Origin of the sequence: Bacillus sp. FSL R5-0560 (assembly GCF_037966305.1) — a bacterium.
Lineage (GTDB): Bacteria > Bacillota > Bacilli > Bacillales > Bacillaceae > Bacillus > Bacillus mojavensis.
On the sequence record NZ_CP150195.1, the window covers coordinates 1 to 24,711 of the forward strand.

The 24,711-nt window shown below is 44.0% G+C and carries 16 protein-coding genes, 3 tRNA genes, 3 rRNA genes and 1 other annotated feature; of the genes, 18 read left to right on the forward strand and 4 right to left on the reverse strand.

The annotated features are described in order from the left end of the window. The 12 genes from dnaA (at position 1) to rrf (ending at position 14,349) form a co-directional block, all read left to right on the forward strand. Complete coding sequence (gene dnaA / locus NST56_RS00005) at positions 1-1,341, forward strand: chromosomal replication initiator protein DnaA (protein ID WP_010332673.1); 1,341 nt, start codon at positions 1-3, stop codon at positions 1,339-1,341. 194 nt (positions 1,342-1,535) lie between these two features. Further along, a complete protein-coding gene (gene dnaN, locus NST56_RS00010) occupies positions 1,536-2,672 on the forward strand; it encodes a DNA polymerase III subunit beta (protein WP_010332674.1) in 1,137 nt (378 codons plus the stop codon). Positions 2,673-2,803: 131 nt separating this feature from the next. Then, positions 2,804-3,019, forward strand: coding sequence for a ribosome maturation protein RlbA (gene rlbA, locus NST56_RS00015; RefSeq protein ID WP_268528635.1), 216 nt, complete (start codon positions 2,804-2,806; stop codon positions 3,017-3,019). Positions 3,020-3,034: 15 nt separating this feature from the next. Then, entirely contained in the window at positions 3,035-4,147 is a 1,113-nt protein-coding gene (gene recF, locus NST56_RS00020; protein WP_339179201.1) for a DNA replication/repair protein RecF, read from the forward strand. 17 nt (positions 4,148-4,164) lie between these two features. After that, entirely contained in the window at positions 4,165-4,410 is a 246-nt protein-coding gene (gene remB, locus NST56_RS00025) for an extracellular matrix regulator RemB (RefSeq protein WP_010332676.1), read from the forward strand. Between the two features lie 55 nt (positions 4,411-4,465). Continuing rightward, positions 4,466-6,382, forward strand: a complete 1,917-nt coding sequence (gene gyrB, locus NST56_RS00030; protein WP_010332677.1) for a DNA topoisomerase (ATP-hydrolyzing) subunit B — start codon at positions 4,466-4,468, stop codon at positions 6,380-6,382. Between the two features lie 211 nt (positions 6,383-6,593). After that, positions 6,594-9,065: a DNA topoisomerase (ATP-hydrolyzing) subunit A gene (gene gyrA, locus NST56_RS00035; protein WP_010332678.1), complete on the forward strand. Its 2,472-nt coding sequence runs from the start codon at positions 6,594-6,596 to the stop codon at positions 9,063-9,065. A gap of 290 nt (positions 9,066-9,355) precedes the next feature. After that, positions 9,356-10,905, forward strand: a 16S ribosomal RNA gene (locus NST56_RS00040). Positions 10,906-11,006: 101 nt separating this feature from the next. Beyond that, a tRNA-Ile gene (locus NST56_RS00045) sits at positions 11,007-11,083 on the forward strand. Positions 11,084-11,095: 12 nt separating this feature from the next. Continuing rightward, positions 11,096-11,171, forward strand: a tRNA-Ala gene (locus NST56_RS00050). Between the two features lie 81 nt (positions 11,172-11,252). Beyond that, positions 11,253-14,180, forward strand: a 23S ribosomal RNA gene (locus NST56_RS00055). A gap of 53 nt (positions 14,181-14,233) precedes the next feature. After that, a 5S ribosomal RNA gene (rrf, locus tag NST56_RS00060) occupies positions 14,234-14,349 on the forward strand. The 16S, 23S and 5S rRNA genes sit together here with 2 tRNA genes alongside, the layout of an rRNA operon. A 37-nt stretch (positions 14,350-14,386) precedes the next feature. On the opposite strand, the gene NST56_RS00065 is transcribed toward rrf, so the two are convergent. Continuing rightward, positions 14,387-15,337 (reverse strand): YaaC family protein, encoded by a 951-nt coding sequence (locus NST56_RS00065; RefSeq protein WP_326218792.1) that lies wholly within the window; start codon positions 15,335-15,337, stop codon positions 14,387-14,389. A 120-nt stretch (positions 15,338-15,457) separates the two neighbouring features. Here NST56_RS00065 and guaB point away from each other — a divergent pair, with 120 nt between their 5' ends. From guaB to NST56_RS00095, 6 genes are all read left to right on the forward strand, one after another. Continuing rightward, positions 15,458-16,924: an IMP dehydrogenase gene (gene guaB, locus NST56_RS00070; protein ID WP_326197524.1), complete on the forward strand. Its 1,467-nt coding sequence runs from the start codon at positions 15,458-15,460 to the stop codon at positions 16,922-16,924. A gap of 154 nt (positions 16,925-17,078) precedes the next feature. Continuing rightward, entirely contained in the window at positions 17,079-18,410 is a 1,332-nt protein-coding gene (dacA, locus tag NST56_RS00075) for a D-alanyl-D-alanine carboxypeptidase (RefSeq protein ID WP_168746735.1), read from the forward strand. A gap of 196 nt (positions 18,411-18,606) precedes the next feature. Next, entirely contained in the window at positions 18,607-19,491 is an 885-nt protein-coding gene (gene pdxS / locus NST56_RS00080; RefSeq protein WP_024123589.1) for a pyridoxal 5'-phosphate synthase lyase subunit PdxS, read from the forward strand. 20 nt (positions 19,492-19,511) lie between these two features. Next, positions 19,512-20,102 carry a pyridoxal 5'-phosphate synthase glutaminase subunit PdxT gene (pdxT, locus tag NST56_RS00085; RefSeq protein ID WP_168746736.1) on the forward strand — a complete coding sequence of 197 codons (591 nt, stop codon included), beginning with the start codon at positions 19,512-19,514 and terminating at the stop codon, positions 20,100-20,102. Positions 20,103-20,154: 52 nt separating this feature from the next. After that, positions 20,155-20,367, forward strand: a binding site (T-box leader). 66 nt (positions 20,368-20,433) lie between these two features. Beyond that, entirely contained in the window at positions 20,434-21,711 is a 1,278-nt protein-coding gene (serS, locus tag NST56_RS00090; RefSeq protein ID WP_339179215.1) for a serine--tRNA ligase, read from the forward strand. A gap of 131 nt (positions 21,712-21,842) precedes the next feature. Further along, positions 21,843-21,935, forward strand: a tRNA-Ser gene (locus tag NST56_RS00095). Positions 21,936-22,049: 114 nt separating this feature from the next. Here the strand turns inward: NST56_RS00095 and dck are convergent. The 3 genes from dck to NST56_RS00110 form a co-directional block, all read right to left on the reverse strand. Next, positions 22,050-22,703 carry a deoxyadenosine/deoxycytidine kinase gene (dck, locus tag NST56_RS00100; protein WP_029441179.1) on the reverse strand — a complete coding sequence of 218 codons (654 nt, stop codon included), beginning with the start codon at positions 22,701-22,703 and terminating at the stop codon, positions 22,050-22,052. Further along, on the reverse strand, positions 22,700-23,323 hold the full coding sequence (gene dgk, locus NST56_RS00105; protein ID WP_010332739.1) for a deoxyguanosine kinase: 624 nt from the start codon (positions 23,321-23,323) through the stop codon (positions 22,700-22,702). Before dgk ends, dck begins: the two co-directional genes overlap by 4 nt. Before the next feature lie 98 nt (positions 23,324-23,421). Beyond that, entirely contained in the window at positions 23,422-24,711 is a 1,290-nt protein-coding gene (locus NST56_RS00110; protein WP_268472451.1) for a glycoside hydrolase family 18 protein, read from the reverse strand.

Genomic DNA, 24,711 nt, shown 5'->3' on the forward strand with positions numbered 1-24,711 from the left:
ATGGAAAATATATTAGACCTGTGGAACCAAGCCCTTGCTCAAATTGAAAAAAAATTGAGCAAACCGAGTTTCGAGACTTGGATGAAATCAACGAAAGCCCACTCACTGCAAGGGGATACATTGACAATTACCGCTCCTAATGAATTTGCCAGAGACTGGCTGGAGTCCAGGTACTTGCATCTCATTGCAGATACTATATATGAATTAACCGGGGAAGAATTGAGCATTAAATTTGTCATTCCTCAAAATCAAGATGTCGAAGACTTTATGCCAAAACCGCAAGTCAAAAAAGCGGTAAAAGAAGATACATCTGATTTTCCTCAAAATATGCTCAACCCAAAGTATACATTTGATACTTTTGTCATCGGATCTGGAAACCGATTCGCTCACGCAGCTTCCCTAGCAGTAGCGGAAGCACCTGCAAAAGCATACAACCCTTTATTTATCTACGGAGGCGTTGGATTAGGGAAAACACACTTAATGCATGCGATCGGCCATTATGTAATAGATCATAATCCTTCTGCCAAAGTGGTTTATCTGTCTTCTGAGAAATTTACTAACGAGTTCATCAACTCTATTCGGGATAATAAAGCAGTTGATTTCCGCAATCGCTACCGAAATGTTGATGTGCTTTTGATAGATGATATTCAATTTTTAGCCGGGAAAGAACAAACGCAAGAAGAATTTTTCCATACTTTCAACACGCTGCACGAAGAAAGCAAACAAATCGTCATTTCAAGTGATAGACCGCCTAAAGAAATTCCGACACTTGAAGACAGATTGCGTTCACGCTTTGAATGGGGTCTGATTACAGATATCACGCCTCCTGATTTAGAAACGAGAATTGCGATTTTAAGAAAAAAAGCCAAAGCGGAAGGCTTGGATATACCGAACGAGGTTATGCTTTATATCGCAAATCAAATCGACAGCAACATTCGGGAGCTGGAAGGGGCATTAATCAGGGTCGTTGCGTATTCATCTTTAATTAATAAAGACATTAATGCCGATCTGGCCGCTGAGGCATTAAAAGATATTATTCCTTCCTCAAAACCGAAAGTGATTACAATAAAAGAAATTCAGAGAGTAGTAGGCCAGCAATTCAATATTAAACTTGAGGATTTCAAAGCAAAAAAACGGACAAAATCGGTAGCATTCCCGCGTCAAATCGCTATGTACTTATCTAGAGAAATGACTGACTCCTCTCTCCCTAAAATTGGGGAGGAATTCGGTGGCCGTGACCATACAACCGTTATTCATGCGCATGAAAAAATCTCAAAACTGATGGCAGATGATGAACAGCTTCAGCAGCATGTAAAAGAAATTAAGGAACAGCTTAAATAATAGGGCCGGGGATAAATCGGGAGAAGTGTGAATAACTTTTCTACAGTCATGCACAGTCTGTCCACATGTGGATAGGCTGTGTTTCCTGTCTTTTTCACAACTTATCCACAAATCCACAAGCCCTACTATTACTTCTACTACTTTTTTAAAAAAAATATATATATATTAATACATTATCCGTTAGGAGGATAAAAATGAAATTTACGATTCAAAAAGATCGTCTTGTTGAAAGTGTCCAAGATGTGTTAAAAGCAGTTTCATCCAGAACTACAATTCCGATTTTGACCGGTATTAAGATCGTTGCCTCAGATGAAGGGGTATCTTTTACAGGAAGCGATTCTGATATTTCCATTGAGTCTTTTATTCCGAAAGAAGAGGGAGATAAAGAAATCGTTACGATTGAACAGCCAGGCAGCATTGTATTACAAGCCCGCTTCTTTAGCGAAATTGTAAAAAAACTCCCGATGGCAGCTGTAGAAATCGAAGTGCAAAATCAATATCTGACGATTATCCGCTCTGGAAAAGCCGAATTTAACCTAAATGGACTTGATGCTGATGAATATCCGCATTTGCCGCAGATCGAAGAGCATCATGCGATTCAGATTCCTACGGATTTGTTAAAAAACCTAATTAGACAAACAGTGTTTGCGGTGTCCACCTCAGAAACACGCCCTATATTGACAGGTGTAAACTGGAAAGTGGAGAAAAGTGAATTATTATGCACTGCGACGGATAGCCACCGTTTGGCTTTAAGAAAAGCCAAACTTGATATTTCAGAAGACAGATCCTATAACGTCGTGATTCCGGGTAAGAGCTTAACTGAACTCAGCAAAATTTTAGATGACAACCAAGAACTAGTAGATATCGTCATTACAGAAACCCAGGTTCTGTTTAAAGCAAAAAACGTCTTGTTCTTCTCGCGCCTGCTGGATGGAAATTACCCAGATACAACGAGCCTTATTCCGCAAGAAAGCAAGACAGAAATCATTGTGAACACAAAAGAATTCCTTCAGGCGATTGATCGTGCATCTCTATTAGCCAGAGAAGGACGCAATAACGTGGTGAAGCTTTCTGCAAAACCTGCTGAATCAATTGAGATTTCTTCTAATTCACCTGAAATCGGAAAAGTTGTGGAAGCAGTCCTTGCAGATCAGATTGAGGGTGAGGAATTAAATATCTCTTTTAGTCCAAAATATATGCTGGATGCATTAAAGGTGCTTGAAGGAGCAGAGATACGTGTCAGCTTTACAGGGGCTATGAGACCTTTCTTAATTCGCACGCCGAATGATGAAACAATCGTACAGCTTATCCTCCCTGTCAGAACCTATTAATCCGATATACGGCTGCCGACCTGTTCGGCAGCTTTTCTATTCGGTATCTGCTCCGTCAAGTTTTCCCTTTCCCTAATTCGTTTTTTTTTAGTACAATTAGATATTAGTGATATTTGAAAGAGGTCGATATAATGGCAAATCCGATTTCTATTGATACAGAGATGATTACACTCGGTCAATTTCTGAAATTAGCCGATGTGATTCAGTCAGGCGGTATGGCAAAGTGGTTTTTGAGCGAGTATGAAGTGCTTGTAAACAATGAGCCGGACAATCGCCGCGGCAGAAAGCTGTATGTTGGAGATGTGGTAGAGATTGAAGGATTTGGTTCATTTCAAGTCGTCAATTAAAGCGGGTGACACTGATTGCATATCCAGAATTTAGAACTGACATCTTACCGCAACTACGAACACGCTGAACTTCAATTTGAAAATAAAGTAAATGTGATCATTGGAGAAAATGCCCAGGGGAAAACAAACCTCATGGAAGCGATCTATGTCTTGTCCATGGCAAAATCGCATCGGACTTCAAATGACAAAGAACTTATCCGATGGGACAAAGACTATGCTAAAATAGAGGGAAGAGTGATGAAGAAAAACGGAGTGATTCCGATGCAGCTCGTCATCTCCAAAAAGGGTAAAAAGGGCAAGGTCAATCATATCGAACAGCAAAAGCTCAGCCAGTATGTCGGTGCCCTCAACACCATCATGTTTGCGCCGGAAGATTTAAACCTTGTAAAGGGAAGCCCTCAAGTGAGACGGAGGTTTCTTGACATGGAAATTGGCCAAGTTTCTCCCGTCTACCTGTATGACCTTTCTCTTTACCAGAAGATTCTTTCCCAGCGAAATCACTTTCTGAAGCAGTTGCAAACAAGAAAACAAACTGACAGAACAATGCTTGATGTTCTGACTGATCAGCTTATTGAAGTTGCCGCAAAAGTCGTCGTAAAACGTCTGCAATTCACGGCACAGCTCGAAAAATGGGCGCAGCCTATCCATTCGGGCATCTCAAGAGGGCTTGAGGAACTAACGCTGAAGTACCATACGGCTCTTGAGGTATCAGATCCTGAAGACTTGTCGAAAATAGGAGATAGCTATCAAGAAGCGTTTTCTAAATTAAGAGAAAAAGAAATTGAGCGTGGCGTCACGCTGTCTGGACCTCATCGGGATGATGTTCTTTTCTATGTGAACGGACGCGATGTGCAGACGTACGGTTCTCAAGGACAGCAGCGGACGACGGCATTATCCCTTAAGCTGGCTGAGATTGACCTGATCCATGAAGAAATCGGAGAATATCCCATTTTACTATTGGATGATGTGCTGAGTGAGCTGGATGATTATCGCCAATCGCACTTGCTTCATACCATCCAGGGCCGTGTACAAACGTTTGTCACAACGACAAGCGTCGATGGCATTGATCACGAAACCTTACGGCAAGCAGGAATGTTCCGTGTGCAAAACGGTGCGTTAGTGAAGTGAAGAAATGAGGTGGGCAATTGTATATTCATTTAGGTGATGATTTTGTGGTTTCGACATGCGATATTATTGGCATTTTTGATTTTAAAGCCAACATGTCGCCAATTGTTGAAGAATTTCTGAAAAAACAGAAACACAAGCTGGTGCCTTCCGTAAATGGCACACCCAAATCTATCGTAGTCACGGTTCAGAATATATATTACTCTCCCTTATCTTCCAGCACATTAAAAAAACGTGCGCAATTTATGGTTGAAATAGATTCTTAGTGATTTTTTATAACGAATATATTGTTTAAGAAAAGTGTAGGTGAATAACGTGGCTATGGAACAGCAGCAAAATAGTTATGATGAAAATCAGATACAGGTACTAGAAGGATTGGAAGCTGTTCGTAAAAGACCGGGGATGTACATCGGTTCAACTAACAGTAAAGGTCTTCACCATCTGGTATGGGAAATTGTCGACAATAGTATTGACGAAGCCCTGGCCGGTTATTGTACAGATATCAATATCCTAATTGAAAAAGACAACAGCATCACAGTAATTGATAATGGCCGCGGGATTCCAGTCGGTATTCATGAGAAAATGGGCCGTCCAGCGGTTGAAGTCATTATGACTGTGCTTCACGCCGGAGGAAAATTTGACGGAAGCGGATATAAAGTGTCCGGAGGTTTGCACGGTGTAGGTGCCTCGGTCGTTAACGCGTTATCAACAGAGCTTGATGTGACTGTTCACCGTGACGGAAAAATTCATCGTCAAGTCTATAACCGCGGTATCCCGGTTTCTGATCTCGAGGTTATTGGCGAAACGGATCATACCGGAACGACTACACATTTTGTTCCAGATCCTGAAATTTTCACGGAAACAACTGAGTATGAATATGATCTGCTTGCTAACCGTGTTCGTGAACTAGCCTTTTTGACAAAAGGCGTAAACATCACGATTGAAGATAAACGTGAAGGACAAGAACGCAAAAATGAGTATCATTACGAAGGCGGAATAAAAAGCTATGTAGAGTATTTAAACCGCTCCAAAGAAGTTGTCCATGAAGAGCCGATTTATATTGAAGGCGAAAAGGACGGCATTACGGTTGAAGTCGCTCTGCAATACAATGACGGTTACACAAGCAATATTTACTCATTTACAAACAATATCAACACGTACGAAGGCGGTACCCATGAAGCCGGTTTTAAAACAGGGCTGACTCGTGTCATCAATGATTACGCCAGAAAAAAAGGACTCATAAAAGAAAATGATCCAAACTTGAGCGGAGATGATGTGAGAGAAGGGCTTACCGCGATTATCTCAATCAAACACCCGGATCCGCAGTTCGAAGGCCAAACGAAAACAAAATTAGGCAACTCAGAGGCACGGACTATCACAGATACGTTATTTTCTGCGGCGTTGGAAACATTTATGCTTGAAAATCCAGATGCAGCCAGAAAAATCGTTGACAAAGGTTTAATGGCAGCAAGAGCAAGAATGGCTGCGAAAAAAGCACGTGAATTAACGCGCCGCAAAAGCGCTTTGGAGATTTCAAACCTTCCCGGTAAATTAGCGGACTGCTCTTCGAAAGACCCGAGCATCTCCGAGTTATATATCGTAGAGGGTGACTCTGCCGGAGGATCTGCAAAACAGGGGCGTGACAGACATTTCCAGGCCATTTTGCCGCTTAGAGGTAAAATCCTGAACGTTGAAAAAGCAAGGCTTGATAAAATTCTTTCTAACAACGAAGTTCGTTCTATGATTACTGCACTCGGCACAGGTATCGGGGAAGATTTCAACTTGGAAAAAGCCCGTTATCACAAAGTTGTCATTATGACAGATGCCGACGTTGACGGCGCGCACATCAGAACATTGCTGTTGACGTTCTTTTACAGATATATGCGTCAGATTATCGAAAACGGCTATGTGTACATCGCGCAGCCGCCGCTCTACAAAGTCCAGCAAGGTAAACGTGTTGAATATGCCTACAATGACAAGCAGCTTGAGGAACTGTTGCAAACTCTTCCTCAAACGCCTAAGCCTGGATTGCAGCGTTACAAAGGTCTTGGTGAAATGAATGCCACCCAGCTTTGGGAGACAACTATGGATCCGAGCTCAAGAACACTTCTGCAGGTGACTCTAGAGGATGCAATGGATGCGGATGAAACGTTCGAAATGCTGATGGGAGACAAAGTAGAACCGCGCAGAAATTTCATAGAAGCAAATGCGAGATACGTGAAAAATCTCGACATCTAATAATAAAAAGCCTTATTTCCAATTAGAAATAAGGCTTTTTTCTGAACTGGATAGGACCCAGGAATTCTTGTAAAACCTATATATTCTAGTAATTTAATGTGTATAAGTATAAGTTTATTGATATAATGGAGAATAGCGAAATCGTATTGAAGATCATAATGGACAATCTACTCCCACATAATTTCATGTGATACTTCAGGGAGGTTTTTTAATGAGTGAACAAAACACACCAAAAGTTCGGGAAATAAATATCAGCCAGGAAATGCGCACGTCCTTTTTGGATTACGCGATGAGCGTTATCGTATCCCGGGCACTGCCGGATGTGCGTGACGGTTTAAAACCGGTTCACAGACGGATTTTATACGCGATGAATGATTTAGGCATGACGAGTGACAAGCCGTATAAAAAATCGGCTCGTATCGTCGGAGAAGTTATCGGGAAATACCATCCTCACGGTGATTCAGCGGTATATGAATCTATGGTCAGAATGGCGCAGGATTTCAACTACCGTTATATGCTTGTCGACGGTCATGGAAACTTTGGTTCTGTAGACGGAGACTCAGCCGCTGCGATGCGTTACACCGAAGCCAGAATGTCTAAGATCGCCATGGAAATTCTGCGAGATATTACAAAAGACACGATTGATTATCAAGATAACTATGATGGGTCAGAGAGAGAACCTGTTGTCATGCCGTCAAGATTCCCAAACCTGCTTGTAAATGGAGCAGCCGGAATTGCAGTCGGAATGGCTACAAATATTCCGCCGCACCAGCTTGGAGAAATTATTGACGGAGTGCTTGCTGTAAGCGAGAACAAGGACATAACAATCCAAGAGCTGATGGAATTCATTCCTGGACCGGATTTCCCGACTGCCGGACAAATTTTAGGCAGAAGCGGAATCCGCAAGGCATATGAATCCGGAAGAGGTTCTATTACGATTCGGGCAAAAGCAGAAATTGAAGAAACTTCGTCAGGGAAAGAAAGAATTTTAGTAACAGAACTCCCTTATCAGGTGAATAAAGCGCGTTTAATTGAGAAGATTGCTGATCTTGTCAGGGATAAGAAAATTGAAGGAATAACTGATTTGCGTGATGAATCTGACCGTAACGGTATGCGGATTGTCATTGAAATCAGACGAGATGCCAATGCGCATGTTATCCTGAACAACCTGTACAAACAGACAGCCCTGCAAACCTCCTTCGGGATTAATATGCTGGCGCTTGTTGACGGTGAACCGAAGGTATTAAATTTAAAGCAATGCCTGGTGCATTACCTCGATCACCAAAAAGTCGTTATCAGACGCCGTACTGCTTATGAATTGCGTAAAGCGGAGGCGAGAGCGCATATTTTGGAAGGATTAAGGATTGCTCTTGATCATCTTGATGCAGTTATTTCCCTTATCCGCAGCTCTCAAACGGCTGAAATTGCGAGAACAGGGTTAATTGAACAATTCTCGCTGACCGAAAAGCAAGCCCAAGCTATTCTAGATATGAGGCTCCAGCGTTTAACAGGATTGGAAAGAGAAAAGATTGAAGAAGAATACCAATCCCTTATTAAATTAATTGCGGAGCTTAAAGAAATCTTGGCCAATGAAGAAAAAGTGCTTGAGATCATCCGTGAAGAGCTTACAGAAATTAAAGAGCGTTTCAACGATGAAAGACGCACTGAGATCGTTACTGCCGGTCTTGAAACAATTGAAGATGAAGATCTCATCGAAAGAGAGAACATCGTTGTCACCCTGACACATAACGGATATATCAAACGTCTGCCTGCTTCAACCTACCGCAGTCAAAAGCGCGGAGGAAAAGGCGTTCAGGGAATGGGAACAAACGAAGATGATTTCGTTGAACATTTGATCTCTACTTCAACACATGACACGATTCTCTTCTTCTCCAACAAAGGGAAAGTGTATCGTGCCAAAGGGTATGAAATCCCTGAATACGGTAGAACCGCTAAGGGAATCCCGATTATCAATCTGTTGGAGGTAGAAAAAGGTGAATGGATTAACGCAATTATCCCAGTCACCGCATTCGAAGAAGATCTCTATCTCTTCTTCACAACAAAACATGGGATTTCAAAACGCACTTCACTGTCTCAGTTTGCTAATATCCGTAACAACGGCTTAATTGCGCTGAGCTTGCGGGAAGATGATGAATTAATGGGTGTCCGGCTTACTGACGGCACAAAACAAATCATCATCGGAACGAAAAACGGACTGCTGATTCGTTTCTCTGAAACAGATGTTAGGGAAATGGGAAGAACAGCGGCAGGCGTAAAAGGCATCACCCTTACTGACGACGATATTGTCGTCGGCATGGAAATATTAGAGGAAGAATCTGATGTCCTTATCGTGACTGAGAAAGGTTACGGTAAACGAACTCCGGCTGAAGAATACAGAACCCAAAGCCGAGGCGGAAAAGGATTGAAAACATGTAAAATCACGGAGAACAACGGCCATTTAGTAGCAGTGAAAGCTACCAAAGGTGAAGAGGATCTGATGATTATTACTGCCAGCGGTGTACTGATCAGAATGGATATCAATGATATCTCAACTACCGGACGCGTAACTCAAGGCGTACGTCTCATCAGAATGGCGGAACAAGAGCATGTTGCCACAGTCGCATTAGTTGAGAAAAACGATGATAATGAAGAAAGTGAGCAAGAAGAGACGCAAGAAAGTTAAAGAAAAAGCGCGGCTATACCAGCTGCGCTTTTTTATATCAAAAACTCTTTACAGTGAGAAGAATTATGGTATAATCATTTCTGTTGTCTTTTAAAAAAGACATGACATTACTAGATGAAAACATTTTTTTAAAAAAGTGTTGACCTAGTTAACTAAAAATGTTACTATTAAGTAGTCGCTTCGAGAGAGGCGCGCAAAGTTCTTTGAAAACTAAACAAGACAAAACGTACCTGTTAATTCAAGTTTTATTATAAAATCGCACAGCGATGTGCGTAGTCAGTCAAACTACTTTATCGGAGAGTTTGATCCTGGCTCAGGACGAACGCTGGCGGCGTGCCTAATACATGCAAGTCGAGCGGACAGATGGGAGCTTGCTCCCTGATGTTAGCGGCGGACGGGTGAGTAACACGTGGGTAACCTGCCTGTAAGACTGGGATAACTCCGGGAAACCGGGGCTAATACCGGATGCTTGTTTGAACCGCATGGTTCAAACATAAAAGGTGGCTTCGGCTACCACTTACAGATGGACCCGCGGCGCATTAGCTAGTTGGTGAGGTAACGGCTCACCAAGGCAACGATGCGTAGCCGACCTGAGAGGGTGATCGGCCACACTGGGACTGAGACACGGCCCAGACTCCTACGGGAGGCAGCAGTAGGGAATCTTCCGCAATGGACGAAAGTCTGACGGAGCAACGCCGCGTGAGTGATGAAGGTTTTCGGATCGTAAAGCTCTGTTGTTAGGGAAGAACAAGTACCGTTCGAATAGGGCGGTACCTTGACGGTACCTAACCAGAAAGCCACGGCTAACTACGTGCCAGCAGCCGCGGTAATACGTAGGTGGCAAGCGTTGTCCGGAATTATTGGGCGTAAAGGGCTCGCAGGCGGTTCCTTAAGTCTGATGTGAAAGCCCCCGGCTCAACCGGGGAGGGTCATTGGAAACTGGGGAACTTGAGTGCAGAAGAGGAGAGTGGAATTCCACGTGTAGCGGTGAAATGCGTAGAGATGTGGAGGAACACCAGTGGCGAAGGCGACTCTCTGGTCTGTAACTGACGCTGAGGAGCGAAAGCGTGGGGAGCGAACAGGATTAGATACCCTGGTAGTCCACGCCGTAAACGATGAGTGCTAAGTGTTAGGGGGTTTCCGCCCCTTAGTGCTGCAGCTAACGCATTAAGCACTCCGCCTGGGGAGTACGGTCGCAAGACTGAAACTCAAAGGAATTGACGGGGGCCCGCACAAGCGGTGGAGCATGTGGTTTAATTCGAAGCAACGCGAAGAACCTTACCAGGTCTTGACATCCTCTGACAATCCTAGAGATAGGACGTCCCCTTCGGGGGCAGAGTGACAGGTGGTGCATGGTTGTCGTCAGCTCGTGTCGTGAGATGTTGGGTTAAGTCCCGCAACGAGCGCAACCCTTGATCTTAGTTGCCAGCATTCAGTTGGGCACTCTAAGGTGACTGCCGGTGACAAACCGGAGGAAGGTGGGGATGACGTCAAATCATCATGCCCCTTATGACCTGGGCTACACACGTGCTACAATGGACAGAACAAAGGGCAGCAAAACCGCGAGGTTAAGCCAATCCCACAAATCTGTTCTCAGTTCGGATCGCAGTCTGCAACTCGACTGCGTGAAGCTGGAATCGCTAGTAATCGCGGATCAGCATGCCGCGGTGAATACGTTCCCGGGCCTTGTACACACCGCCCGTCACACCACGAGAGTTTGTAACACCCGAAGTCGGTGAGGTAACCTTTATGGAGCCAGCCGCCGAAGGTGGGACAGATGATTGGGGTGAAGTCGTAACAAGGTAGCCGTATCGGAAGGTGCGGCTGGATCACCTCCTTTCTAAGGATATTTACGGAATATAAGGCCTTGGGTCTTATAAACAGAACGTTCCCTGTCTTGTTTAGTTTTGAAGGAACTTTGTTCCTTGAATAAGTTAAGATGGGCCTGTAGCTCAGCTGGTTAGAGCGCACGCCTGATAAGCGTGAGGTCGGTGGTTCGAGTCCACTCAGGCCCACCATCTTATACAAATGGGGCCTTAGCTCAGCTGGGAGAGCGCCTGCTTTGCACGCAGGAGGTCAGCGGTTCGATCCCGCTAGGCTCCACCAACGTGTTCTTTGAAAACTAGATAACAGTAGACATCACATTCAATTAGTAACACAAGATATCACATAGTGATTCTTTTTAACGGTTAAGTTAGAAAGGGCGCACGGTGGATGCCTTGGCACTAGGAGCCGATGAAGGACGGGACGAACACCGATATGCTTCGGGGAGCTGTAAGCAAGCTTTGATCCGGAGATTTCCGAATGGGGAAACCCACCACTCGTAATGGAGTGGTATCCATATCTGAATTCATAGGATATGAGAAGGCAGACCCGGGGAACTGAAACATCTAAGTACCCGGAGGAAGAGAAAGCAAATGCGATTCCCTGAGTAGCGGCGAGCGAAACGGGATTAGCCCAAACCAAGAGGCTTGCCTCTTGGGGTTGTAGGACACTCTATACGGAGTTACAAAGGAACGAGGTAGATGAAGAGGTCTGGAAAGGCCCGCCATAGAAGGTAACAGCCCTGTAGTCAAAACTTCGTTCTCTCCAGAGTGGATCCTGAGTACGGCGGAACACGTGAAATTCCGTCGGAATCCGGGAGGACCATCTCCCAAGGCTAAATACTCCCTAGTGACCGATAGTGAACCAGTACCGTGAGGGAAAGGTGAAAAGCACCCCGGAAGGGGAGTGAAAGAGATCCTGAAACCGTGTGCCTACAAGTAGTCAGAGCCCGTTAACGGGTGATGGCGTGCCTTTTGTAGAATGAACCGGCGAGTTACGATCCCGTGCAAGGTTAAGCAGAAGATGCGGAGCCGCAGCGAAAGCGAGTCTGAATAGGGCGCATGAGTACGTGGTCGTAGACCCGAAACCAGGTGATCTACCCATGTCCAGGGTGAAGTTCAGGTAACACTGAATGGAGGCCCGAACCCACGCACGTTGAAAAGTGCGGGGATGAGGTGTGGGTAGGGGTGAAATGCCAATCGAACCTGGAGATAGCTGGTTCTCTCCGAAATAGCTTTAGGGCTAGCCTCAAGGTAAGAGTCTTGGAGGTAGAGCACTGATTGGACTAGGGGCCCCTACCGGGTTACCGAATTCAGTCAAACTCCGAATGCCAATGACTTATCCTTGGGAGTCAGACTGCGAGTGATAAGATCCGTAGTCGAAAGGGAAACAGCCCAGACCGCCAGCTAAGGTCCCAAAGTATACGTTAAGTGGAAAAGGATGTGGAGTTGCTTAGACAACCAGGATGTTGGCTTAGAAGCAGCCACCATTTAAAGAGTGCGTAATAGCTCACTGGTCGAGTGACTCTGCGCCGAAAATGTACCGGGGCTAAACGTATCACCGAAGCTGCGGACTGTTCTTCGAACAGTGGTAGGAGAGCGTTCTAAGGGCTGTGAAGCCAGACCGGAAGGACTGGTGGAGCGCTTAGAAGTGAGAATGCCGGTATGAGTAGCGAAAGAGGGGTGAGAATCCCCTCCACCGAATGCCTAAGGTTTCCTGAGGAAGGCTCGTCCGCTCAGGGTTAGTCGGGACCTAAGCCGAGGCCGAAAGGCGTAGGCGATGGACAACAGGTTGATATTCCTGTACCACCTCCTCACCATTTGAGCAATGGGGGGACGCAGGAGGATAGGGTAAGCGCGGTATTGGATATCCGCGTCCAAGCAGTTAGGCTGGGAAATAGGCAAATCCGTTTCCCATAAGGCTGAGCTGTGATGGCGAGCGAAATTTAGTAGCGAAGTTCCTGATTCCACACTGCCAAGAAAAGCCTCTAGCGAGGTGAGAGGTGCCCGTACCGCAAACCGACACAGGTAGGCGAGGAGAGAATCCTAAGGTGATCGAGAGAACTCTCGTTAAGGAACTCGGCAAAATGACCCCGTAACTTCGGGAGAAGGGGTGCTCTGTTAGGGTGAAAGCCCGAGAGAGCCGCAGTGAATAGGCCCAGGCGACTGTTTAGCAAAAACACAGGTCTCTGCGAAGCCGTAAGGCGAAGTATAGGGGCTGACGCCTGCCCGGTGCTGGAAGGTTAAGAGGAGCGCTTAGCGTAAGCGAAGGTGCGAATTGAAGCCCCAGTAAACGGCGGCCGTAACTATAACGGTCCTAAGGTAGCGAAATTCCTTGTCGGGTAAGTTCCGACCCGCACGAAAGGCGCAACGATCTGGGCACTGTCTCAACGAGAGACTCGGTGAAATTATAGTACCTGTGAAGATGCAGGTTACCCGCGACAGGACGGAAAGACCCCGTGGAGCTTTACTGCAGCCTGATATTGAATGTTGGTACAGCTTGTACAGGATAGGTAGGAGCCTTGGAAACCGGAGCGCCAGCTTCGGTGGAGGCATCGGTGGGATACTACCCTGGCTGTATTGACCTTCTAACCCGCCGCCCTTATCGGGCGGGGAGACAGTGTCAGGTGGGCAGTTTGACTGGGGCGGTCGCCTCCTAAAAGGTAACGGAGGCGCCCAAAGGTTCCCTCAGAATGGTTGGAAATCATTCGCAGAGTGTAAAGGCACAAGGGAGCTTGACTGCGAGACCTACAAGTCGAGCAGGGACGAAAGTCGGGCTTAGTGATCCGGTGGTTCCGCATGGAAGGGCCATCGCTCAACGGATAAAAGCTACCCCGGGGATAACAGGCTTATCTCCCCCAAGAGTCCACATCGACGGGGAGGTTTGGCACCTCGATGTCGGCTCATCGCATCCTGGGGCTGTAGTCGGTCCCAAGGGTTGGGCTGTTCGCCCATTAAAGCGGTACGCGAGCTGGGTTCAGAACGTCGTGAGACAGTTCGGTCCCTATCCGTCGCGGGCGCAGGAAATTTGAGAGGAGCTGTCCTTAGTACGAGAGGACCGGGATGGACGCACCGCTGGTGTACCAGTTGTTCTGCCAAGGGCATCGCTGGGTAGCTATGTGCGGACGGGATAAGTGCTGAAAGCATCTAAGCATGAAGCCCCCCTCAAGATGAGATTTCCCATTCCGCAAGGAAGTAAGATCCCTGAAAGATGATCAGGTTGATAGGTCTGAGGTGGAAGTGTGGCGACACATGGAGCTGACAGATACTAATCGATCGAGGACTTAACCTAATTTCTAATGATGTCACACCTGTTATCTAGTTTTGAGAGAACACTCTCAATTGTTTGGTGGCGATAGCGAAGAGGTCACACCCGTTCCCATGCCGAACACGGAAGTTAAGCTCTTCAGCGCCGATGGTAGTCGGGGGTTTCCCCCTGTGAGAGTAGGACGCCGCCAAGCAAGGGTAAAACCCAGCTCATTGAGCTGGGTTTTTTGTTTATACATATTGCTGCAGGAATTTCAAAATGTATTTAGGGAATTTGTTTTCCGTTACCATTAAAAACTGCTGAATGAATACGTAATCATCACTAACATGCTGCGTTAATAGCTCATACCACCATTCTGTCTCATACCTCGCAATCATTCCTATGTTGTACAAAATTAAATAGTGGATTGTTATTTCAGGAAGTTTTAGAAATTGATCTCGTTTAGAAGGAATATAATATTGTCTTTTGTCCATATCAAATAATAGGCTGATTGAGGTCCATGGATTTATGTCTTGCCGTGAAAGATGGAACTGAAGATCATCTTTATCTTTCTTCAAAAAGGTCCATTGAAAATGATGAGACATATATTCAACAAATCGTGAATCGGACATCTTATAATGAATCACGATATCCTCTGGTATAGATACCAAGTCCTTATCCTTCCGAATCTTTGTAATAAATCGTTCCTTTTTCTGGAAATAAAAAATATCATTTAACTCTGGTATAGCGGCTAATAACTTTTTCATAGTATACCGTTCATCTTCTATACCTGATTGACCAAATAAGTGTTTCATGAAGTGCATACATAATCCGTTGCGTTGTATTTTTACTTCATCATCGCTAAAACAATAATTTTGCTTCTTTCTTTTACGTGCTGTGACGCCATGTGCAAGAACAGATGTATGGCTTGGGTAGTGAGGATCCTGTGTGATGAGACAGGCTTTGATCAGCTGTGACATCCCGTAAAATAAAAGAATCGGTTTGATTTCTAAAGGCGAGCAAGAGGCTTGCTTATAAAATGATTCAGCATGCTTCAAGAAGAAAATAAACCGCTCGCTGTTTTTAAAAGAGTTCCGTTTCGCCTCATCTGCACCATTTAAGACATAGACTTTTTCTAGAAATTTCTGGGTTGATTCTACGGAATAAAATAGCGCTAAGTCTTTCCATTCATGATATGTCATATGTATTTCTAATTCCTTTCCGTTATCTAAATATTTCAACTCTTTTTGGGTTCCTTGACATGCTCTTGGCTTGTTGATAATCTACATATAATATTTTGCCGAAAAGAGGGGGATTTACTAATGTGGGAAAGTAAATTTTCAAAAGAAGGCTTAACGTTCGACGATGTGCTGCTTGTACCAGCTAAGTCAGAGGTACTTCCGCGTGATGTGGATTTATCTGTTGAACTTACAAAGACGTTAAAGCTGAATATTCCTGTCATCAGCGCAGGTATGGATACTGTAACAGAATCAGCAATGGCAATTGCAATGGCTAGACAGGGCGGCTTGGGCATTATTCATAAAAATATGTCGATCGAGCAGCAGGCTGAACAAGTTGATAAAGTAAAACGCTCTGAACGAGGCGTTATTACAAATCCCTTCTTTTTAACTCCTGATCACCAAGTTTATGATGCGGAGCATTTGATGGGGAAATACAGAATTTCCGGTGTTCCGATTGTAGATAACGAAGAAGACCAAAAGCTTGTCGGAATTATCACGAACCGCGACCTTCGCTTTATTTCTGATTACTCAATGAAAATCAGCGATGTCATGACAAAAGAAGAACTTGTCACTGCTCCGGTTGGAACGACTTTAGACGAAGCTGAAAAGATTTTGCAGAAACATAAAATTGAAAAGCTTCCACTCGTTGACGATCAAAATAAATTAAAAGGTCTTATCACCATTAAAGACATCGAAAAAGTTATCGAATTCCCTAACTCATCTAAAGACGTTCACGGACGTCTGATCGTTGGTGCGGCAGTTGGCGTAACTGGCGACACGATGACACGGGTGAAAAAGCTTGTAGAAGCCAATGTGGATGTCATTGTGATCGACACAGCACACGGGCATTCTCAAGGCGTGTTAAACACAGTGACAAAGATCCGTGAAACGTATCCTGAATTAAATATTATCGCTGGAAACGTAGCAACTGCTGAAGCAACAAAGGCACTCTTCGAAGCTGGTGCTGATATAGTCAAAGTAGGAATCGGACCGGGTTCCATTTGTACTACTCGTGTTGTAGCGGGTGTTGGTGTACCTCAAATCACAGCGATTTATGACTGTGCGACTGAAGCAAGAAAACATGGCAAAACAATTATCGCAGACGGCGGAATTAAATTCTCTGGCGATATTGCAAAAGCATTGGCAGCCGGCGGACATGCTGTTATGCTTGGAAGCTTGCTGGCAGGTACGTCAGAAAGCCCTGGTGAAACTGAAATCTACCAAGGCAGAAGATTCAAAGTATACCGCGGTATGGGATCTGTTGCTGCAATGGAAAAAGGAAGTAAAGACCGTTACTTCCAAGAAGAAAACAAAAAATTCGTTCCAGAAGGAATTGAAGGACGCACACCTTACAAAGGACCGGTTGAAGAAACAGTTTATCAGCTAGTCGGCGGTCTTCGTTCTGGTATGGGATATTGCGGATCTAAAGATCTTCGTGCTTTAAGAGAAGAAGCTCAGTTCATTCGTATGACTGGTGCAGGCCTTCGTGAAAGTCATCCGCATGATGTACAGATTACAAAAGAATCACCTAACTATACAATTTCATAAATAAATTGTTACAAATTAAAAACATTTGACAGGGTCTCTGACTCTGTCTATTTTTTTTATACTGATTATGATAAAATTTATACTGTTGTGCATTGAAAATGTCCTTAACGGCTTAATTATAGATGAAGAAAAATGAAATACGGAGGTCGTACGATTGAACATCAAGAAATGTAAACAGCTATTGATGTCATTGGTTGTTTTAACACTGGCCGTAACTTGCCTGACTCCAATGTCAAAAGCAAAGGCTGCCAGCGATCCAATTGATATCAACGCATCAGCTGCTATTATGATCGAAGCTTCTTCAGGTAAAATTCTTTACAGCAAAAATGCAGAGGAAAGACTGCCAATTGCAAGTATGACAAAAATGATGACAGAGTATCTGTTATTAGAAGCAATTGATGAAGGCAAAGTAAAATGGGATCAAACCTATACGCCTGATGACTATGTGTATGAGATTTCCCAAGATAACAGTTTATCAAACGTTCCTCTTCGGAAAGACGGAAAATACACAGTAAAAGAACTTTATCAAGCGACAGCAATCTATTCTGCAAATGCGGCTGCGATTGCCATTGCAGAAGTTATTGCAGGCTCTGAAACAAAGTTCGTTGAAAAAATGAATGCAAAAGCAAAAGAACTGGGATTAACAAATTACAAATTTGTTAATGCAACAGGTCTTGAAAACAAGGATCTCCACGGCAAGCAGCCTGAAGGGACAAGCGTAGATGAAGAAAGTGAAGTTTCTGCTAAGGACATGGCTATTCTTGCAGATCACCTGATTACTGACTACCCTGAGATTTTAGAAACTTCCAGCATCTCAAAAATGAAGTTCAGAAAAGGCACAGATGATGAAATGGACATGCCGAACTGGAACTTTATGCTGAAGGGTCTTGTCAGTGAGTATAAAGGTGCAACTGTAGATGGACTGAAAACAGGTTCTACTGACTCTGCGGGTTCATGTTTTACAGGAACAGCTGAAAGAAACGGTATGCGTGTCATCACTGTAGTGTTAAACGCAAAAGGCAACATTCACACTGGCCGTTTCGATGAAACGAAAAAGATGTTTGATTATGCTTTCAATAATTTCTCTATGAAAGAAATTTATGCTGAAGGCGATCAGGTAACAGGCCATAAAACCGTTTCTGTAGATAAAGGTAAAGAGAAAGAAGTAGGCATTGTGACAAGCAAGGCATTTTCTCTTCCTGTCAAAAATGGTGAAGAAAAGAATTACAAAGCAAAAGTCACTTTAAACAAAGACACCTTGACTGCCCCTGTGAAAAAAGGGACGAAGGTTGGGAAACTGACTGCAGAATATACAGGTGATGAAAAGGACTATGGATTCCTTAACAGCAGCCTGGCAGGGGTAGACCTTGTGACAAAAGAAAATGTAGATAAAGCAAACTGGTTTGTTTTAACAATGCGCAGCATCGGCGGATTTTTTGCTGGTATCTGGGGAAGCATTGTTGATACAGTAACTGGCTGGTTTTAATGAATGGAAAGAGCTCTGATTAATGTTAGGGCTCTTTCGCTTAATATACTGAAAAAACCCAATTTTTAATAAAAAATGATTTTCAAAGCCCTAAAAACCGAATAAAATAAGTAATATCCATATGAATTATTGGATTTCTAGGATACAATAAGAAGTAGAAATCATATAACTATACCTTGATTAGGGGGACCAAAAAATGGCTCAAACAGGTACTGAACGAGTAAAACGCGGAATGGCAGAAATGCAAAAAGGCGGCGTCATCATGGACGTCATCAATGCAGAACAAGCGAAGATTGCTGAAGAGGCTGGAGCTGTCGCTGTAATGGCGCTAGAACGTGTACCAGCTGATATTCGTGCGGCTGGAGGAGTTGCCCGTATGGCAGACCCTACTATCGTGGAAGAAGTAATGAATGCAGTATCTATCCCGGTAATGGCAAAAGCGCGTATCGGACATATTGTTGAAGCGCGTGTGCTTGAAGCTATGGGTGTTGACTATATTGATGAAAGTGAAGTTCTGACTCCGGCTGACGAAGAATTTCATTTAAATAAAAATGAATACACAGTTCCTTTCGTCTGCGGCTGCCGTGATCTTGGTGAAGCAACACGCCGTATTGCTGAAGGCGCTTCTATGCTTCGTACGAAAGGCGAGCCTGGAACAGGCAACATTGTTGAGGCTGTTCGCCATATGCGCAAGGTAAACGCTCAAGTACGCAAAGTGGTTGCAATGAGCGATGATGAGCTAATGACTGAAGCGAAAAATTTGGGAGCGCCTTATGAGCTGCTTCAACAAATTAAAAGAGACGGTAAACTTCCTGTCGTTAACTTTGCGGCTGGCGGCGTAGCGACTCCTGCAGATGCGGCACTTATGATGCAGCTTGGCGCTGACGGTGTATTTGTTGGTTCTGGTATCTTCAAATCAGACAATCCTGCAAAATTTGCAAAAGCAATTGTGGAAGCAACAACTCACTTCACTGATTATAAATTGATTGCAGAGCTTTCAAAAGAGCTTGGAACTGCAATGAAAGGGATTGAAATCTCAAATTTACTTCCAGAACAGCGTATGCAAGAACGCGGCTGGTAAGAATATAGGAGAGCTGCGACATGTTAACAATAGGTGTACTAGGACTTCAAGGAGCAGTCAGAGAGCATATCCATGCAATTGAAGCATGCGGTGCAGCTGGACTTGTTATTAAACGCCCAGAGCAGCTAAACGAAATCGATGGTTTAATTTTGCCGGGCGGAGAAAGCACGACAATGCGCCGTTTAATTGATACGTATCAATTCATGGAGCCATTGCGTGAGTTTGCTGCTCAGGGAAAACCGATGTTTGGGACATGTGCCGGGTTAATTATATTGGCAAAAGAAATTGCCGGTTCAGATAACGCTCATTTAGGTTTGCTGAATGTAGTTGTTGAACGGAATTCGTTTGGCCGGCAGGTCGATAGCTTTGAGGCTGATTTAACCATTAAAGGGCTGGACGAACCTTTTACTGGCGTATTCATCCGTGCGCCGCATATCTTGGAAGCCGGTGAAAATGTTGAAGTGATTTCTGAGCATAACGGACGCATTGTTGCGGCTAAACAGGATAATTTCTTGGGCTGTTCGTTCCATCCGGAGCTGACAGAGGATCATCGGGTGACAAAGCTGTTCGTTCAAATGGTTGAGGAATACAAGCAAAAAGCCCTTGTATAAAACAGTTGAAAGCTGTGGAAACTTATAGTACATTATAAACACAAATAAAGATCGAAAAGCGTTGATAGGAACTAGTAGGAAGCCTCTCTTTCTAAGAGAGCCGATGGTTGGTGCGAATCGGTGAAAGATGCTGTCTGAATCCATCCTTGAGCGAAATGCTGAATGAAGTAGGCGTTTACGGGATAACCGTTATGTGTGAAAGCGGAAAACAAGTCTATGGCTTGTTTTCAATCAGGGTGGCAACGCGAGAGCTCTCGTCCCTTTCATGGGGATGAGGGCTCTTTTTATTTTCGATAATTCAATGAATTTAATGAAAAAAGGAGTGTTTCGCATGCTTGATACGAAAATGCTGAGAGCGAATTTTCAAGAAATTAAAGCAAAGCTTGTACACAAAGGCGAAGACTTAACAGATTTTGATAAGTTCGAGGAGCTTGATGATAAAAGACGAGAGCTTATCGGAAAAGTAGAAGAGCTAAAAGGAAAACGGAATGAAGTATCTCAGCAGGTAGCTGTTTTGAAACGCGAGAAAAAAGACGCGGATCATATCATTAAAGAAATGCGTGAAGTCGGCGAGGAAATTAAAAAACTTGATGAAGAATTAAGAACAGTGGAATCTGCCCTTGAAACCATTCTTCTCTCAATCCCGAATATTCCTCACGAATCAGTGCCAGTCGGTGAAACAGAAGATGATAACGTGGAAATCCGGAAATGGGGTGAAACACCTTCATTTGCATACGAGCCAAAACCGCATTGGGATATTGCTGATGAGCTTGGCATTCTTGATTTTGAACGTGCTGCGAAGGTGACAGGAAGCCGCTTCGTGTTTTATAAAGGCTTAGGTGCTCGCTTGGAGCGTGCGCTTTATAATTTTATGCTAGACCTTCATGTGGATGAGTATAACTATACTGAGGTCATCCCGCCTTATATGGTAAACCGCGCAAGCATGACGGGAACAGGCCAGCTTCCAAAGTTCGAAGAGGATGCGTTTAAGATCAGAGAAGAGGATTACTTCTTGATTCCGACTGCTGAAGTGCCGATCACAAACATGCATCGGGATGAAATTCTGTCAGGAGACAGCCTGCCGATTAATTATGCGGCATTCAGTGCCTGCTTCCGCTCAGAAGCTGGTTCAGCAGGGCGCGATACACGGGGATTAATCCGTCAGCACCAGTTTAATAAAGTAGAGCTTGTGAAGTTTGTAAAGCCGGAAGATTCTTATGAAGAGTTAGAAAAGCTCACAAACCAAGCTGAGCGTGTGCTTCAGCTGTTGGAACTTCCATACCGTGTAATGAGCATGTGTACGGGTGATTTAGGATTTACAGCTGCGAAAAAATACGATATAGAAGTATGGATTCCGAGCCAAGACACTTATCGTGAAATTTCTTCTTGCAGCAACTTCGAAGCGTTCCAAGCCAGACGTGCGAACATTCGTTTTAGACGTGAAGTGAAAGGCAAACCAGAGCATGTACACACATTGAACGGCTCAGGTCTGGCAGTCGGAAGAACAGTTGCTGCTATTTTAGAAAATTATCAGCAGGAAGACGGAAGCGTCATTATACCAAAAGTGCTTCGCCCTTATATGGGAAATAGAGAAGTCATCAAAGCGTAATGCTGAAAAGGTGTGCCTGATAAGGCACGCCTTTCGCTATTTAAATTGAACATTTTTATAAAAACAAAAAAAGTTTTTAAAAATGCTTGACCATCACAGAACATTCATGATATAGTAAGTCTTGTCGATACGGAGGAATACCCAAGTCCGGCTGAAGGGATCGGTCTTGAAAACCGACAGGGGTGTCAAAGCCCGCGGGGGTTCGAATCCCTCTTCCTCCGCCATATTGATTTTAATTCTAATGAAACTCAAGCATATATTGGAGATTGTTTTGTCCGTTGCACCGTTTGCAACGGATTTTTTAATATCATAAAAAAGTGAATCTCAGGTCATGAGATTCACTTTTTTTTCGTTTCATGAATGACAGTTGCAATTTGATCAACAATGTTCTCGATAGAACTTTCATCATTCTTCAGATCATAATCCTCAATACGGATTTTCAGGACAGGACAGGCGTTAAAACCGCTGATCCAGTTTTCGTAACGTGTGTGCATTTCTTCCCAATAAGACCGGTCTGTTTGAAGCTCCATTTCACGTCCGCGTTCCTCAATCCGGGCTAATATGTTTTCCAGATCGCCTTCTAAGTAGATCAGCACATCAGGATGCGGGAAATACGGTGTCATGACCATTGCTTCAAACAGGCTTGTATACGTTTTATAATCAATCTTTGACATCGTCCCTTTGTCAGCGTGCATTTTTGCGAAAATCCCAGTATCCTCATAAATAGAACGATCCTGTACAAACCCTCCGCCAGCTTCAAAAATATTCTTCTGTTCTTTGAACCGTTCAGCTAAGAAATAGATTTGCAGATGGAAGCTCCAGCGTTCAAAATCATGATAGAATTTTTCTAAGTATGGGTTATGATCGACTTCTTCAAGAGAGGTTTTAAAGCCAAGCCGTTTAGCCAATGCTCTTGTTAAAGTTGATTTCCCGACACCTACTGTTCCTGCTACTGTAATGATTGAATTCTTAGGGATATGATGTTCTTTCATTTTATAAGCTCCTTTACATGGGCGGCAATACGTTCAAAATCGCTCTTATTCAAAACGAAATCCTTTGAATCGCCATCTATTGTTAACACCGTAAGACCTGGATCTGCTTCCTGCAGCTGCTTGATGGCGATGTCATAATCTGCGATCAGCTGTTCCAAATAGCTGGTTTCAATTTTTTTCTCAAAGGGGCGCCCGCGTTTTTCAATGCGGTGTAACAATGTGGGCAGACTTGCCTTTATGTAAATGATGACATTTGGCTTTGGAAGATCATCGGTAAGAAGATGATAAATCTTTCTGTATTTGTTGAGCTGCTGTTCAGACAGCGTTCGTTCCGCAAAAATCACATTTTTATAAATGTGATAATCAGCTATTACAGGCTGTCCTTCATTTAAAAAGTGAAGGCTGGTATCCTCAAGCTGTTTGTATCTGTGACAAAGAAAAAACATCTCAAGCTGGAAGCTCCATTCCTCTATATTGTCATAAAACTTATCAAGGTATGGGTTATCCTCAACAATCTCACTGATCATAGGGAATCCAAGCTCTTGTGAAAGCATCGTCGCGAGCGTTGTTTTTCCTGCCCCGATAGGACCTTCAACTGCGATAAAAGGGGCTGTATTCATTGGAATCCTCCTTATTTCTAAAAAACGTCCGTCAATTGCTGACCTTCATATTGTATCACAACCCTTGGATTCCCCTATGAAAAAAAGACGTTTCCAAATTAACGGAACGTCTTTTTGACAACTTGAAATTGATCAGAAAGCAGCAGCCAGTTTTGAGGAAAGGAAAGTCCCAGCTTCCAATAACTAATGCCTCTTAAATTCAGCTCTTTAATCAGATTGAATTTGGCTTGGATCGATCGGGCATCCTCAAACCATACCTCATGCCTTCTGTTTTCTGCATCAGTATAGCGAAAGAAAGGGGCTTGAGCGGTTTCGTCATACTGGATGTCGGCATTGTTTTGATCAGCTATGACAATGGCTTGCTGAGGGCTTATCGCTCTTGCCGGATTTCCTCCTGCTGTATAAGGCAGTGTCCAGTCATACCCATATAAATTCTGTCCCATGACAATTTTATTCGCAGGCATTTCTGTCAAAGCATATTCTATGACGTCTCGAACAGGCCCAATTGGAGAAACAGCTTGAGCTGGCCCGCCGCTATAGCCCCATTCATATGTCATGAGGACAACAAAGTCGACAATTTGGCCATGGGCTCTGTAATCATGAGCTTCGTACCATCTCCCCTGCTGTGTTGCACTTGTTTTAGGGGCAAGCGCCGTAGAAATTTCTAAGCCTTCTCGATGGAAAAGATCCCTTGCCTCGCGGAGAAATTGATTATATGCCTCTCTATCCTGGGGCCGTAAGTATTCAAAGTCAAAATGAATAGCACGGAAGCCATATCTTCTGGCATTCTCGACTATTTCATTCAAAAGTCTTCTTTTCACAGTATTGTCGTTCAAAAGGATCCGGCCGAGCTCATCGCTGAATGCCTGGTTTTCTAGGTTTGTTATAATCATCATCAGTGTCGTGTCTTGATTCTCTGCAATGCTTCTTAAATTCGTTAAAGGCGGTGCGACTAAGGTTCCATCACGCTGTGCCTGGAAACTGAATGCGCCAAGGTACGTTAAGTAGGGCGACGCTTCTCTGGCCGCCTGCTGGAGATTTTCGCTGACTTGATTTCCGCGGGGCTCCAAATAAGCACTTGATTCGATGTCTCGTTTAGGAACTGGAGGAATGTATAAACGGAAACCAATCTGCAGTACGGTATTTAACTGGATTCGGTTCACCCTGGCAAGCTCGGCTGCTGTCGTATTGAATTGCCGTGCGATGGATGTCAGGGTATCGCCTTGTTGAACATCATAAAACTGGCCAGCTATTGGAATGACAATGGTTTGTCCGACAACAAGGCTGCCGGGATTCGGTATTTCATTCGTTTCTGTAATTTCATTTACAGTTGTTCTGTATTGTGAAGCGATAGCAGTAAGAGTGTCACCTTGTTTCACTACATAAAT